Raw genomic sequence first — 13,555 nt, 5'->3', positions numbered from 1 at the left:
GGCTTTGGGCAGTCCGGGCAGTCCCCGGGAAAGTCCGGGCGGCCCCCGGGAATGTGCTCCGGCAGCGGAGTCGGAGAATCCCGCTCGCGCGAACATGTTGCAGATAGTCTGCTTCACCGGAGGATTGGACAGGAGAAACACCGCCCGGTTCGGATGTAAAGGGCGTGGCCGGAGCGCGTCGCTTAGCCTCTGCAGGGCCAGAGTCCCCGTCTGCAAACCCGTCCGTTAAAGCTTCCAGCAGGGCCGGACGACCGGCCCTGCTGGTGCGACTGAAGCCGGCCCAGGCCGCTCCGGTGGAAGGTGTCCCTTGTCAGGGGGACTGCAGTCCGCTGGCACGGTAGGCGCGTACAGCCAGCGGGCCGGATAAGAAGCCAAAGAGGGCTGAGGCCAAGGCATCGTCAAGGGCCGTGCGCGATAACGTCGCGGAGAATTCAGTGTAATGCTGGACGGGGTGGGGGAGTGGGCCGATGACCGCTGCCTCTGGGACGAGCATCAGTTCACTTAGCTGATGGATGGCGATGTCAGCCCGTCCGTCGATGAGAGCGTAGGCGGTGGGGCCCTGATCAACGATTGTGGACCGGGAATTTACCTGGTCCGCTATACCCAGGTCCCGAATCAGGCGTGCAAAGTAGATGCCGCTCGGTCCGTTCCGCGAATACGCGACAGAGCGTGCGGCGGTCAGGGCTCCGATGAGCCCGTCAACTGAGCCAATCTCGGGGCGGGAGGCTTCCGGGGGAACCGCGACTCCTATTCCAGACTTCGCGACCGGCTTACACGATGGCAGGTCGAAGATGTCAGTGACAGCAGAGGCTTCCAGTGACCCTGTTGTTCCTACGAAGATCCCTGGCCGTGCGCCTGCTTCGATCCGCTGCAGGAGCAGGCCCGTCGGCTCGAAGAGAACATCCACTGTTGCCCCGGTCGCCCACATGAAGGCCGGCAGGACGTGCTCTTCCAGGGCCTTTTTTAGGGCCACCGCACAGAAAAGCGATAGGGCGGTGCCGGACACATGGTCCGGCACCGCCCTATCGGCCGATGAACTGGGGACGGTCATCTCAGATGTGAACCGGGGCGAGGACAATGTCAAAGCGTGTGCGGGCCCAGGACTGGTTGTCCATGTCGCGGCCGTCAGGGGTGGGGGTGCCGGCGGGCTGTGTTTCGAATTTCTTGATCAGCGAGTCTTTGACGCCGAACACAGAGTCACCAATTTCAATCTGAGGGTCTCCCTCGACGAAGATATGCGTCACCAGGGGGCGCAGGCCCTCAGCGGTGACCATGAAATGCAGATGGGACGCGCGAACAGGGGAGCGGCCCACGGCTGCCAGCATTTTACCGACAGGCCCGTCGTGAGGGATGGGGTAGGGCGTCGGCGTGAGGCCCCAGAAGGCGTACTTCCCGTCCTGATCAGCATTCAGGTGTGCGCGTCCTGCCACACGCTGGTCCGTGTACTGGACGTCGTAGAACCCGTCTTCGTCTGCTTCCCAGACTTCAATGCGGGCGCCGGGGACCGGTCGCCCCTCGGTGTCCGTAACGGTGCCTTCTACCCAGCATGGCTGGCCGTTGGCGCCTCCGGCGATGTCCCCGCCGATGGGGATTTCCGGGGCGTCGGCGACAAAGAATGGGCCGAAGACGGTAGCTTCGGTGGCTTCCTTATATGCCTGGTTGTTCATGGCGATGGTCTGCATGGACGCTCCGAATACGTCGGAGAGGAGTACGAATTCCTGGCGTTTGTCATCGGTAATGTGCCCGGCGGCGGTGAGAAACTCGATGGCTGCATTCCATTCCTCCTCGGTGAGGCGCACTTCGCGGAGAAAATTGTGCAGGTGCCTGGTCAGGGACTGCATGAGTTGCTTCAGGCGCTGGTCCTCGGCCTTGCTGAAGGATGCGACGACGGTGTCCACGAGTTGTTGCTCGACGGCAACCTGCTCGGCGGAGATCTGCTGTGTTGACGACTGGATGCTCATGAGGGGTTCCTTAGAGTCCGGGGGTGGTGCCCGAGTAGGCGGAGCGGAGGAGTTCCTCGAGGTTTTCCTCCGTGACCGGGCGCGGGTTGGAAGCGGGGATTGCCGGCAGGATCAGCCTGACCGCTTCAGGAATGTTTTCCTCGGCCAAGCCGTGATCTTCCAGGGCCTTGGGCGCACTCAAGGTTTCGCGCAGGGTGTTCAGTCCCTTGAGGGCGTTGTCGGTTCCGAAGGCGGCGGCGATTCTGGTCTCGGCATCCGCCGCGTAGGGTGCGTTGAAGGCCAGGACGTAGGGCAGGACGGTGGCGTGTGTTTGGGCATGGGGCAAGTTGTAGGCGCCGCCCAGGACGTGGCAGATCTTGTGGTGCATCCCTGAGCCCGCGGAAGCAAAGGCGACCGCCGAAAGGTACGCCCCGTACAGGGCCTGTTCCCGGCCCAGGAGGCTTGACGGGTCATCTTTGATCAGCGGAAGGCCCTGGTTCAGCGCGCGGATTCCCTCCGCGGCCAGCGCCTGATTAATCGGGTCAGCACGTGGAGCCCACATCGAATCAACACAGTGGGCCAATGCGTTCAGGCCTGATGCGACGGACAGGTCAACGGGAAGAGACAGGGTCAGGGCCGCGTCGTAAATTACCGTCACAGGCAGGACCCTGTCGTCCACACCGGTGGTTTTCCGGGACGCTTCCGTCAGTCCCCAGACGTTGGTCGCTTCAGATCCGGCATAGGTTGTCGGGACGGCGATGATGGGCAGGCCCGTGCTCATGGCGATAGCTTTGGCCAGTCCCGTGGTGGAGCCGCCGCCGACGCAGACAAGCACGTCAATGCCAAGCTCCTGGGTTGCAGAACGTGCTTTTTCCGCCTTTTCAAGGGGTACGTGGGGCGCAACGTCATCGTAGAAGGACACGACGTCGATTCCCTCGGCCACCTCGGCAGCAATCTGTGCCTCGAATTCGGAGGCGATCACCATGACACGCTTGGATCCCAGCCGGGAGACCTCCGCAGCGAGGTTTTCAGCTGCTGCGCCGGAACCGAACAGCACCCGCTGCCCCAGCGTCATATGTTGAAACGTAAGCATCAGACCAACGCCTCCTTCGCTGCGAGCTCCGCGTCATGGCCATAGAGCCAACCGTTGCTCACCAGCGGATCACCTTGGGCCAGAGCGTCATCGCGCTCTCGTTGAGCCGGGCCATCGGGCAGGTGATTGATGTGTTTGCGGGCGCGGCTGAGCTGCTGGATCCTCGTTGTCCGGCTGATGCGCACCTGCTCATAGGTCCGCAGGGCGCGGGCCGGGTCCTCCGGGTCATCGGCCAGGCACTTTGCCAGGGCAGCCCCGTCTTCGATGGCCTGGGCAGCGCCTTGGGCGAAGAAAGGGAACATAGGATGGGCGGCGTCACCGAGCAGAGTAAGCCTGCCGTAAGACCATTGCGTCAGCGGTTCGCGGTCCAGGAGTGCCCAGCGTCCCGGAGTGCCGGCTGCCCGGATAAGGTCCGTGAGCCGGGGGTCCCAGCCGTCAAATTCGGCAAGCAGTTTATCGACCGTTGCTTTCGCGCTCCATGATTCCGCAGTGAAGTCCCCGGCAGGACCGAAGGCCACGATATTGACGGCGCTGCCGCCCGATATCGGGTAGTGCACCAAATGGTGGTCCGGACCGATCCACAACGTCTGGGCAGCCCGACGTGCAAACTCGGGCGCATCCTCCATTGGGACGATGGCCCGGTAGGCGCACATGCCCGAATATTCTGCGGAGCCGGTGTCAGCAATCGCGTTCCTCACCACCGAGTGGACTCCATCGGCGCCGATAAGGATGTCTGCATCGGCGGTGGTGCCGTCATCAAAGGTGAGCTTTGCGCCGTTCTCGTGCGGCTGAACTTCTACACAGCGTTTGCCCAGACGCAGCCAGTCGGACGGGACCGCGGCCTTGACGGCATCCAGCAGATCTGCGCGGTGGGCGACATAGGTGCGTTCTCCGTACAGTTCTTCGCACCTGCCCGTGAGCTGCTCTGCCGAGAGGACTGCGCCGTCCTGCCAGCGGCGGAACTCCCATCCCACATCCAAAGGCACGGCCGTTTCCAGGAAAGCATCAATTTGACCGAGTCGGCGTATCAGACGAACAGCGTTGGGAGAGACAACTAAACCGGCTCCAACAGCGCCCAGCTCCGGGGCCTGTTCGTAAACTGTCGCGGTCAGACCGGCACGATGCAGGAAACCGGCTGCCGCCAGCCCGCCAATGCCGCCGCCCAGAATGACGATGCGGGGACCTCCCGGCTCCGCTGTCGTGTTGGTTTGAGTAGTCATTTCTTGCCTTCCGGGAAGGGGAGTGTCACATCGGGCAACACTCGGAGCTGTAGGGGTTGAATCCATAGTCCGTGCCCCCTCCATCCGCGGGAGGATAATGTTCACTGAACGGACAACGAGTCCGTGACGCCACCCCGCCAGGAGGTCTCATGCCGCGCAATGCCGAACCCGGGCGCAGCGTAACCTCGCGCCTCAGTGCCCTGCTTTTTGCCTTCAGATCCGGCAATTCCAGCCTGACTCTGGCCGATCTCACCCGGCGCACGGGAATGCCTCACGCGACGGTGCGGCGACTCGTGCTGGAATTGCTCTCCGAAGGCCTGCTGGAGCGTACAGCCGATGGTAAATACGTCATCGGTATCCGGGTCTGGGAACTGGGCACACTGGCCCCCCGCACTCTTCCCCTCCGCACCGTCGCATTGCCGTTCATGGAGGATCTCCACGCTGCCCTGCAGCAACACGTCCAACTGGCGGTCCTCGAAGGCATCGAAGCGGTAGTTGTGGAGCGCATGTCCACATCCAAAGCCCTCGGGCTGGTATCCCAAGTTGGCGGCCGGCTGCCGCTGCACAGTTCCGGCGTCGGTAAAGTCCTTTTAGCCCACGGCGGTGAGAGCCTCCTCCAACAAGTCACCGTCGAGGGCCTGAAGGCATACACGCCAACCACCATCACCGACCCCGAGCAGCTTCGAAGCGACCTGGGCGAATACAGGCGGAAAGGATTTGCACTGGTAAATCAGGAGACGAGCCGGGACGCACAATCCGTGGCGACGGCCATTTTCGGTACCTCCGGAGAGTGTGTGGCCGCGCTCTCCGTTGTAGTCGCAGCCGGAACCTTGAACCTAAACTCAGTTGTGCCCGCAGTGGTGGCTGCCGGTAGAGGGATATCCCGCGGACTTGGAGCTGCAATGCCCCGGCGCACCCTGTAGCAGTCTTAACAAACAAAGTCCTGCATAAGGCTTGTCCCCGGCGGTGGGGCGGGCGGACCGGACTTCTCGTTCAAACGGGGATTAATTTCGTTCAGACGGCCAGGGAAAGGCCCGTGTTTCAGCCTCGGGGGTGCTGTAAACAGGACTAATTACGCCCGTGATCCACGTTTTACGGAGCTTAGCCAGCTTGGGTCCGGCTACCTGTCGGCCAGCCCAACATCCACAAACCTCAAGCAGGTCTGGCTTGGTATCACTCTGACGCGGAGGTTCTCAGCCGTTGGTAGTTAACCTCAGGACGTGCAGGGTGAGGTAGAGCTCTTCCTCTCTGCGAATCGACAATCCTGTCGCTTGGGAAATTGCTTTGCCGACTTGTACCGCGCAGGAGTGTTCATTGGGGTGGGCAGTTTTCGCTGCGTTCCAGAGAAATTCTGAGGCGTCTTCGTGCTGAGACGCGGCCTGCAGCCGAGTTATCAGGAACCGAAGGTGTGTGGCGAAACGAGCAACGCTGACCGAGCTAGGGTCCAAGTCCACGTCAAAGGTGTCGCGAACAATTTGCAAGGACTCATGCAGTACCTTTGCGAGTTTGAACGTCGTAGGCATCTCGGTAGTGCTGAATCGTGCGTTGGCGATATGAAGGGCAAGAGCAGCAGTCTCCTCATCAGGCAGCTCAACATGGGTCCGGCCGCGGATCAGTTGAAGCACCTCACGTGCGATTCCAGTCTCTGTGGGAAATGCGTAAGCCATTTCCGCCACGAGCGGGATGTCCAGCTCGTACCCGCTGCGAACACGGTCGATAGCCGTGGTGATGTGGTCCGCTATCCCGATGACGAAGGAGTCAGAGACGTCGGCATCGAGGCGGTCGCGGACGAGTTGCGTAACCAGGTCAGCAGTTTCCAAATGCTCGCTAGGCAGCTCGGCAAGCAACGCAGCGAACCGCTCGGTCCCTTCGCCATCCGTTGGTTTGAAGGTGCGATCTACGTCGGCAGCGGCGATCCGTGGCTTCCGACTGGCATTAAAGCCGATCCCTTTGCCCATTAGGACGTAGTCGCGCCCCGCATCGTCCTTGGCCTCAGCGACGTTGTTGTTGTACGCCCGGACGATAGTAAATTCGGCCGGGCCAGGCCTGTTTGATTCAGACATGGAGGGATGCCCCGCGGCTTGTTATGACACCGCGATACCAATCGAAGCTAAGCTTTTTGCGGCGTTCGAGGGTACCGTTGCCGTGGTCGTCCTGGTCGACCCATATGAACCCATAACGCTTCGTCATCTCCGACGTCGAGGACGAAATTGAGTCAATGGGGCTCCATGCGGTATATCCGATGACGTTGACTCCATCGTCGAGGGCTTGAAGTACTGCCCGCAGGTGGTCTCCGATGAACGCGATGCGGTATGTGTCGTTGATTGCACCGGTTTCGTCCGGTTCCTCATTGAAGCCGCAGCCGTTCTCCAGAATGAAGATTGGTTGGTTGAACAAGCGCTGCAATTCGTTCAGGGTGATCCGCAGTCCAACAGGGTCAATCTGCCAACCCCAGTCGTTGGCGGGCAGGTGTGGGTTCTTTATCACTGAGTGCACATTTGCGCTCGTGATCTCGAGTCCTTCCGTGCTGGCGGCAGCGATTGCAGAGTTGTAGTAGGACATTCCGACGAAGTCGCAAGGATGGGAAGCGATGAGCCGAAGATCCTCCTCGGTAGCCTCCAGCTCAATGCCATTTTGGGAAAAGTATCGCGTCGCATAGAACGGATAAGTCCCGAGGTTGAGCACGTCGAGGTAAAGGAGGTTTCGAAGGCGGTCCTCCTGAACAGCCGCGAGGACGTCTTCAGGCTTGCTGGACGCCGCGTAGGTGGTGAAGTAGGCGACCATGCTGCCAAAGCGAACATCGAGCTGCTGTTGCTTGGCCCATTCGATCACTTTGGCGGAGGCGACGAACTGATGGTGCAGCGCTCGGAACATCGTCTGCTCGAAGGCATCATCCCCTGTCCGCAGCAGCCCGAGTGTCTTCTCAGGTGCCTTCACGCTCATGTTGATCTCGTTGAACGGAACCCAATGCTTGACACGGTCGCCATACCTCTCCAGGAGGGATGTCGCGTAGGTGACGTAGAGGTCGATGAGTCTGCGGTTGGCCCATCCTCCGTACTTCTCGATGAGGACCATGGGGAAGTCGAAATGGCTTATTGTCATAACCGGCGCCATGCCACGCGTGATGATGGCGTCGATGAGCCTGTCGTAATAGACGAGTGCTTCCTGATTAATTTTCCCGTCTCCGTTGGGCATTACCCGCGCCCAGGAGAACGAGAATCGGAACGTCGTACTGCCCAGTTCGGCAAGGAGATCGAGGTCTGCTTCGAAGCGGTGATAGAAGTCGATGCCCCTGCGCTTCGGGAAGTCGTGCGGTTCTGCAATCTTTGCATGATCGAGGTAATCCCGATCGAAGCGAACAGTCCTCGTGGGCTCACCTGAAGCCGGCTTAGTCAGCGGTGCGCAGTCCGCGACGGTGAGCGATTTGCCGTCGGCGTCCCACGCGCCTTCGGCCTGGGCCGCAGAGAGTGCTCCGCCGATGAGGAAATCGTGGGGAAACAGTGTCGATGTCATGCTGACGTACTCCCTACCTGGAACAGGACCGTGCCTGTGGTGACCTTCCCGCGGGCCTCTTCGGTGACAGGTGCTTTAGCTGGTTTGACGACTACGATCGGGGTGACTGTGCTGAAGCCCGCCTCCTCGATCAAACGAAGGTTGACGTCGAGCAGACGCTGACCCGCGGTAACGGTCTGCCCCTTTTCGACCAACACCGTGAAGGGTGCACCGTTCATCTTTACGGTGTCGATTCCGACATGGATGAGCAGTTCAAGACCGTCCGTCGTGCGGATCCCAACAGCGTGAAGTGTTTTTGCGACCATTACCACTTCACCGCTGACCGGGCTGGCGACCGTTCCGTCGTGCGGGAGGATCGCAATACCATCGCCCAGCACTCCGCCCGAGAAGAGTTTGTCAGGGACCTCCGTGAGTGGGACTATGGCACCGGCCATGGGGCTGAGGACTGTTCCGGCGGCAGCTGGAGGGGCAGCAGTCGGGGAGTCTGTGTCTGTAGTTTGCGTCGGCTCGAAGACGGCGGAACTCGTCTCCGCGAACGTCCGCTCCAGCGTGGCGCGCCCGAATGTCTTGCCGTATGCCAGGGTCAGGGCGAAAGCGAGGGCAGTTCCGCCCAGCAGAACCGCGACGGTTACGACAAGGGCTGCGTCGCCTTGGAGTATGCCTGTACTAAGGATGCCGGGCAGGGCGACGGCAGTCGCGGCGGTGTTGAGCAGTCCGAGGACGAGGCCGACTGCTGCGGCGGCCACGCAGGAGACGAAGAAGGGGAACTTATAGCGCAGGTTGTACCCGTAGATGACCGGCTCGGTGATGCCAAACAGTGCGGTGGACGCGGCCGCCGCAGCGCCGGAGCGTTCGTTTCCGCGCACGAGGAGTGCAAGAGCGAGGCCAGAACCGGCCTGGGCGAGGTTGGCGGCAAAGGCTCCAACGAGCAGTGCTGTTGCGCCGGTGGCCGCAACCTCTTGTACCTGGATCGGCACGAACGAGTAGTGAAGCCCGAAGATGACGAGGATGGGCCGCACACCGCTCAGTACCGCCTGCGCCAGCCAGCCGGCCGAAGCGAAAAGCCATCCAACGCCGCCTGCGATAAGTTGCCCGACGTAGTGACCGATAGGTCCAATGATGACGAAGAGCAGGGGAATCATCACCATCAGCGCGACCGCCGGGACGAAGACGATGCGGATTGCTTCAGGGATAATCCTCGTGAGCAGGTCGGTGACGTGCTTCAGTACCCAGACGGCAAGGATGATGGGAATGACCGTCGAGGAGTACGTGACAAGCAGGATAGGCAGTCCGAGAACAGTGGTACTGGTCTCTCCGGCTGCCTTCGCTTCCGCGACCAGAGCAACCCACGTGGGATGAAGAAGAACTGCCGCCAGGAGCATAGCGAGGTAGGGGTTCGCCCCGAATTTTTTTGCGGCACTTGAGGCCAGCAAAATAGGCAGAAAGTAGAAGACGCTGTCTCCCACTGCCGACAGGATCGCGAAGAGAGTGGTATCCGCCGCGATCAGCCCGGTGGATTGGAGCACTGTTACGCCGGCGCGGACCATACCAGCAGCGATCAATGCCGGCAGGATCGGCGTGAAAACGCTGGCTATCAGAGCGATGAACCGGGAGATGACGTTGGGACGTTTACCCCTCGGGCTCGTTTCCCCGGTTGAAGAGGACCGGACCCCGGAGGAGGTCGTGCGTTGCAGCGCCTCGTTAATGTCCCGGTAGAAGGCCTCTACCTTTCCGCCGACGACGACCTGTGTCTGTCCGCCGGAGTGTTGGGCCCTAAAAACTTCCGGGATCCGGTCAAGTGCAGCGATATTCGCTTTTTGTGGATCGTGCAGCTCGAATCGCAGGCGGGTTGCGCAGTGGGTGAGCTGTGCGACGTTCTCGGGTCCGCCCACCTCCTCGAGGATCTGCGCAGCGATGCTCGTCGTCGTTGAAGACTTCATTGTGCTCCTTCAGAGCTTTGCTAAGGCAACAAAAAAGACCTGAGACATGGAGCCGACAAGGGTCAGCGTCCGTCTCAGGTCTCGCCTAGTCGAACTAGTAACAATCCTGGTGCTTCAATGTGCCCAACTGCTCGACACCGGCTGGTAGCGTGCTTGCATGCAAGCTTTGTTAAAAGTATCGGGGCACCTCGTGGCCCCGTCAAATTCGGCTCTGTTGCCGGGTCTGAACCCAAGCATGCGACCTGTCATCCAGATACGCGGCACACCCTGCCAGGGCCCTGCTCTTGGGGGATCTCCCCACAATGCTCCTACTTAGTCATGTCTGGTGCTGTTGCCATTCGCGTTTGGCCTGTACCTGTCATGGCGGTTAGAAAGCGGATGCGGTCCTGGTTACCTGAATCATGGTTGCCGTGGAGAGGATGTGCTGTTCCATCTCTGCTTTGGCATTTTCTGCGTCGCCCGTTTCAAGCGCCTTGATGATTCGGGCGTGGTCTTCATTGCGTTCGACGATGGAGGATCCGACCGGGTGGGGGGCGCCGGTGGTGTTGATGAGGAAGTCGCTAAGGTCCCACATGCGGCGGCTCATGTTGCTCATGACTCTTGAATGGGCCATACGATGGATAATTTCGTGGAAGTTCCGGTTTTGGACTCGATACTGGCGGGCACGGATGTCTGGGTCCGGCTCGGTATTTAGACGGTCCATTCTGCGGGCGGCCAGGTATAGCTCGTCCAGGTGGTCGTCTGTCCGCCGTTGAGCAGCAGCTGCCGCAATAACGGATTCGAACCCAGCGAACATTCTGAAAAAGTCTTCTACTTCTTCGAGTGAGTACTCGGTGACGACGCATCCTATTTGGGGGAGGATTTCGACCAAGCCGTCTGCAGAAAGCAAGCGGAGCGCTTCCATGACAGGTTGCTTGCTTACACCGAATTCAGCCCGTATGGACTCGACAGAAAGCTTGGTCCCTGCTGCATATTCGCCTTCGAGCAATCGGCTTTGCACGGCCTCGTATATGCGCCCGAGGAGCCGTCCTCCGCCTGCGGAGGAGCGTTGGTTGAGGGGAGCTTGCAGCGGTGTCATGGAACTAGTGTTGCGCATATGGCTCCTCTCCTCAACAACTAGAACGCTAGCATATTCGCGGTGCGCCCGGCCGACATTCTATGGGCCGGGCGCACAACACTCTTAGTCAGCTTGGCGTCAGACAGCTTGGGAGGCGGGAGTGCTGGTCGTTATGTCGGCGACGCTGGCAATCTCAGCGAGTAGGCCGAGGGATTCGATACTCGCCTGGTGGGCCTCAAGGGTAGCGGCGGAAGAGGCATCCTCTGCGATGATGACGCGGTAGCCCGCGTCAGAGGCGGCGCGCGCTGTGCCCTCCAGCGATGCGTTGGTGGCCACGCCGGCAAATACGAGAGTGTCGATGCCGCGTTCTTCCAGCACAGCCGTGAGTTCGGGCACGAAACCACCAACGCGCTGGTGCGTGATGACCACGTCCTCGGCTGCTGGTGCAAGTTCGGGAATGATGTCAGCCAGCGCACTTCCGTCCTTGAGGCAACCGGACTGCTCGACGACCTTGAGCAGGGGAGAGTTCGCGTTAAGGTCACTGAAGTCGGGCTTAAAGGCCACCCGGGTATAGATCACGGTCATGCCGTTCTCCCTTGCGGAGGCCAACAGTTCTCCGATCTTGCTGATGATGTTCCTGCTGACGATCTGTTCGTGGAAGAAGGGAGCGAATGCTCCATCCGCCGAGACGATGTCTCCCTGGCAATGAACCGCGATGACGGCCGTGCGCTCTGGGCTGAGTTCCATTCTGGTCTTTCCGTTTCTTGCTAGTGGGACCGCGGCCGCGGGCGGGCAGTGTCCGCGGCCGCGAGAATCATTCTTAGGAGCCGGGGACAACAACGACGTTCGTGAAGCCGCCTCGGCGCTTATCCACCGAATCCAATGCCTCATTCACTTCCGAAAGGGGGAAGACTTCGTGTTCAAAGACCGAAAGATCCAAGGTTCCGGCGTGCGCCATTTCTGCCATATCCTGGCCTTCTGCGACGCTGAACCAGAGTGAGCCGATAACGCTGATCTGGAAGCACATAAGCTTAAACATCTCCAGCGGGAGCGGCTCTGACATGCCTCCGATGTCGACCATGCGACCGCCACGGCGCAGTGCCTCGATGCCGGCGAGCGTGATTTCGTGCGGTGCGCCGGGGCCAACCGCGTCAATGAAGATGTCGGCGCCAAGGCCGTCAGTGTTTTCCCGAACCCATTCCTCGACGGGCTTGTCCCCGTGGGAGAGGACGTGGACCCGTTTTGGATCGATGAGGCGAACCCGCTCGAGGAGTTCCCGGTCACGTGCCATCGCGAAGACCTTTGTGGCGCCCATGGCCAGGGCATTCAGAACGGCCCCGAGCCCAAGAGTTCCCGTGCCACCGTTGATGAGAACGGACGTGCCGGCCCCTGTTCCGGCTTTGCGAAGAGCGGAGTAGGACGTCCCCAGGTATCCGAAGCGGCAGGCGGCTTCGAAAGAGATTGACTCAGGCAGTATGACCAGACCGTCTGCGGGGGCCTTCATGTACTCGCAGAAACCACCATGCGGGTAGTCCTCAAAAATCTCCTGAGAGCCTGCCCCAAAGCCGAAGTAGCCCTGGAATGTGTAGGCCGGGTCGTTGATGCGTTCCCCTCGCCGTGACGCATGGGAATCACCGGAGTCACGACCCGGGTTGACGTAAACGCGGTCACCGGGCTTTACGTTGCGGACCTGGGATCCGACCCTGCTCACCACGCCGGCAGCATCCAAGCCATAAATAGCGGGCAGGGCCGGCAGAGGAAGGTATGGGAACCACTCGGGGTAGGAGGTGATGACGTTCCGCAGGTTAGGCACAACGTTGCACGCCTTCACCTCAACGATTACATCCCTGGGACCCGGTTCGGGGACGTCCACCTGGTCGATCTGGAAAGGCTTGCCTACTTCGTGAAGTCGTGCGGCCTGCATCAAGCTCATCATCGCGCTCCTTGCAAAATGAAATTTCGAAAATTGCCCCGATACGTAGCATGAGGCCAACCGTTAGTGACGGGAGTCACGCGGCGTGAGCAACGTTACATGCAAGCGTGCAAGCCTGCAAGATGGTTTCCGTCAACCTGTTGGAAGAGCATCCGATGTTGACGCGTCAGATGGCAACAGGCTTCGAAGGCTTGGCCGGGGAAGTCGCTACCCCTCAACACCACTCCACCGTGAGGTCTTGGGAAAGCCTCCAGAATGGCCGAAATATAGTGTTTCGACGGCGGACCTAGGCCCTAACAGCGCCAAAGCCCAAGCCCCCAGGGGCACGAAGGGGCCTCCCATCGTCCCATTCAACGGTACGGATCATTGCTCAGGACGGAGGCGGGCTACAGAATCCAAAGCCGGGGGAGATCGACGGTTTTCCTATTGAAACAAGACGGGAAAACGAAAAAGCTGCAGAGCCAGAGCGAAAACGCTTTACAAACCGGCTAGCATGCTAGTAGGTTTGACGTAGTGATGGGCCTCACGTTTCGAAGCGCGGGTTCCCTAGTCCTGGTAGAGAACGACCTCTATCAGCGCGGACGGAGCTGTCCGGACTTGAATTTAGAAGGTGTGATGAAAACTCAGTTGGAATTCGATACCGACGTGCTCATTGTTGGCACAGGACCGACCGGGGCCACAGCGGCGCTGGCGCTGGCTACCGAGGGTATCCGGGTGCACATGATTTCGCGATGGAACTGGCTCGCGAATACGCCGCGTGCGCACATTACCAACCAGCGCGCCGTCGAGGTCCTGCGGGATCTTGGGGTGGAAGAGGAAGCCGCAAAATACGCGGTGCCGTGGGAGGACATGGGGGACA

At 60.4% G+C, this 13,555-nt stretch carries 12 protein-coding genes; 2 read left to right on the top strand and 10 right to left on the bottom strand.

Going from position 1 to position 13,555, the window contains the following annotated elements; genetic code table 11:
- Positions 1 to 310 precede the first annotated feature (310 nt).
- The 4 genes from QRN11_RS14415 to QRN11_RS14400 are packed head-to-tail and all read right to left on the bottom strand — an operon-like array spanning position 311 to position 4,253.
- Positions 311 to 1,051: a substrate-binding domain-containing protein gene (locus tag QRN11_RS14415; protein ID WP_285313303.1), complete on the bottom strand. Its 741-nt coding sequence runs from the start codon at positions 1,049 to 1,051 to the stop codon at positions 311 to 313.
- A gap of 1 nt (position 1,052) precedes the next feature.
- The gene (locus QRN11_RS14410) at positions 1,053 to 1,961 is read right to left on the bottom strand and encodes a hydroxyquinol 1,2-dioxygenase (RefSeq protein ID WP_285313302.1); all 909 of its coding nucleotides are present in this window, start codon (positions 1,959 to 1,961) and stop codon (positions 1,053 to 1,055) included.
- Positions 1,962 to 1,971: 10 nt separating this feature from the next.
- The gene (locus QRN11_RS14405) at positions 1,972 to 3,036 is read right to left on the bottom strand and encodes a maleylacetate reductase (protein ID WP_285313325.1); all 1,065 of its coding nucleotides are present in this window, start codon (positions 3,034 to 3,036) and stop codon (positions 1,972 to 1,974) included.
- Positions 3,033 to 4,253 carry an FAD-dependent monooxygenase gene (locus tag QRN11_RS14400; protein WP_285313301.1) on the bottom strand — a complete coding sequence of 407 codons (1,221 nt, stop codon included), beginning with the start codon at positions 4,251 to 4,253 and terminating at the stop codon, positions 3,033 to 3,035. Before QRN11_RS14400 ends, QRN11_RS14405 begins: the two co-directional genes overlap by 4 nt.
- A gap of 149 nt (positions 4,254 to 4,402) precedes the next feature.
- Between QRN11_RS14400 and QRN11_RS14395 the strand changes: the two genes are divergently transcribed.
- Complete coding sequence (locus tag QRN11_RS14395) at positions 4,403 to 5,176, top strand: IclR family transcriptional regulator (protein WP_285313300.1); 774 nt, start codon at positions 4,403 to 4,405, stop codon at positions 5,174 to 5,176.
- Positions 5,177 to 5,446: 270 nt separating this feature from the next.
- Here QRN11_RS14395 and QRN11_RS14390 read toward each other — a convergent pair whose 3' ends face one another.
- The 6 genes from QRN11_RS14390 to QRN11_RS14365 form a co-directional block, all read right to left on the bottom strand.
- Positions 5,447 to 6,316, bottom strand: a complete 870-nt coding sequence (locus QRN11_RS14390) for a PRD domain-containing protein (RefSeq protein WP_285313299.1) — start codon at positions 6,314 to 6,316, stop codon at positions 5,447 to 5,449.
- Positions 6,309 to 7,766, bottom strand: coding sequence for a glycoside hydrolase family 1 protein (locus tag QRN11_RS14385; protein ID WP_285313298.1), 1,458 nt, complete (start codon positions 7,764 to 7,766; stop codon positions 6,309 to 6,311). The genes QRN11_RS14390 and QRN11_RS14385 overlap by 8 nt, the downstream gene beginning before the upstream one ends.
- On the bottom strand, positions 7,763 to 9,706 hold the full coding sequence (locus tag QRN11_RS14380) for a glucose PTS transporter subunit IIA (protein ID WP_285313297.1): 1,944 nt from the start codon (positions 9,704 to 9,706) through the stop codon (positions 7,763 to 7,765). Before QRN11_RS14380 ends, QRN11_RS14385 begins: the two co-directional genes overlap by 4 nt.
- Before the next feature lie 367 nt (positions 9,707 to 10,073).
- The gene (locus QRN11_RS14375) at positions 10,074 to 10,784 is read right to left on the bottom strand and encodes a GntR family transcriptional regulator (RefSeq protein WP_285313296.1); all 711 of its coding nucleotides are present in this window, start codon (positions 10,782 to 10,784) and stop codon (positions 10,074 to 10,076) included.
- Between the two features lie 117 nt (positions 10,785 to 10,901).
- Positions 10,902 to 11,510, bottom strand: a complete 609-nt coding sequence (locus tag QRN11_RS14370) for a cysteine hydrolase family protein (protein WP_285313295.1) — start codon at positions 11,508 to 11,510, stop codon at positions 10,902 to 10,904.
- Between the two features lie 73 nt (positions 11,511 to 11,583).
- On the bottom strand, positions 11,584 to 12,696 hold the full coding sequence (locus QRN11_RS14365) for an alcohol dehydrogenase catalytic domain-containing protein (RefSeq protein ID WP_285313294.1): 1,113 nt from the start codon (positions 12,694 to 12,696) through the stop codon (positions 11,584 to 11,586).
- Positions 12,697 to 13,311: 615 nt separating this feature from the next.
- Between QRN11_RS14365 and QRN11_RS14360 the strand changes: the two genes are divergently transcribed.
- The coding region (locus tag QRN11_RS14360; protein WP_285313293.1) for an FAD-dependent monooxygenase at positions 13,312 to 13,555 on the top strand (244 nt) is incomplete at its 3' end.

Origin of the sequence: Pseudarthrobacter sp. fls2-241-R2A-168, assembly GCF_030209335.1 — a bacterium.
GTDB lineage: Bacteria > Actinomycetota > Actinomycetes > Actinomycetales > Micrococcaceae > Arthrobacter.
The sequence above is the reverse complement of the archived record's forward strand: the minus strand, read 5'-3'. Positions and strand labels throughout refer to the sequence as shown.

What these genes read in the sequence shown, in the direction of transcription:
- QRN11_RS14410 (WP_285313302.1), bottom strand. Translation starts at nt 1,961, where the DNA reads ATGAGCATCCAGTCGTCAACACAGCAGATCTCCGCCGAGCAGGTTGCC.
- QRN11_RS14415 (WP_285313303.1), bottom strand. Translation starts at nt 1,051, where the DNA reads ATGACCGTCCCCAGTTCATCGGCCGATAGGGCGGTGCCGGACCATGTG.
- QRN11_RS14380 (WP_285313297.1), bottom strand. Translation starts at nt 9,706, where the DNA reads ATGAAGTCTTCAACGACGACGAGCATCGCTGCGCAGATCCTCGAGGAG.
- QRN11_RS14370 (WP_285313295.1), bottom strand. Translation starts at nt 11,510, where the DNA reads ATGGAACTCAGCCCAGAGCGCACGGCCGTCATCGCGGTTCATTGCCAG.
- QRN11_RS14390 (WP_285313299.1), bottom strand. Translation starts at nt 6,316, where the DNA reads ATGTCTGAATCAAACAGGCCTGGCCCGGCCGAATTTACTATCGTCCGG.
- QRN11_RS14400 (WP_285313301.1), bottom strand. Translation starts at nt 4,253, where the DNA reads ATGACTACTCAAACCAACACGACAGCGGAGCCGGGAGGTCCCCGCATC.
- QRN11_RS14385 (WP_285313298.1), bottom strand. Translation starts at nt 7,766, where the DNA reads ATGACATCGACACTGTTTCCCCACGATTTCCTCATCGGCGGAGCACTC.
- QRN11_RS14375 (WP_285313296.1), bottom strand. Translation starts at nt 10,784, where the DNA reads ATGACACCGCTGCAAGCTCCCCTCAACCAACGCTCCTCCGCAGGCGGA.
- QRN11_RS14365 (WP_285313294.1), bottom strand. Translation starts at nt 12,696, where the DNA reads ATGAGCTTGATGCAGGCCGCACGACTTCACGAAGTAGGCAAGCCTTTC.
- QRN11_RS14395 (WP_285313300.1), top strand. Translation starts at nt 4,403, where the DNA reads ATGCCGCGCAATGCCGAACCCGGGCGCAGCGTAACCTCGCGCCTCAGT.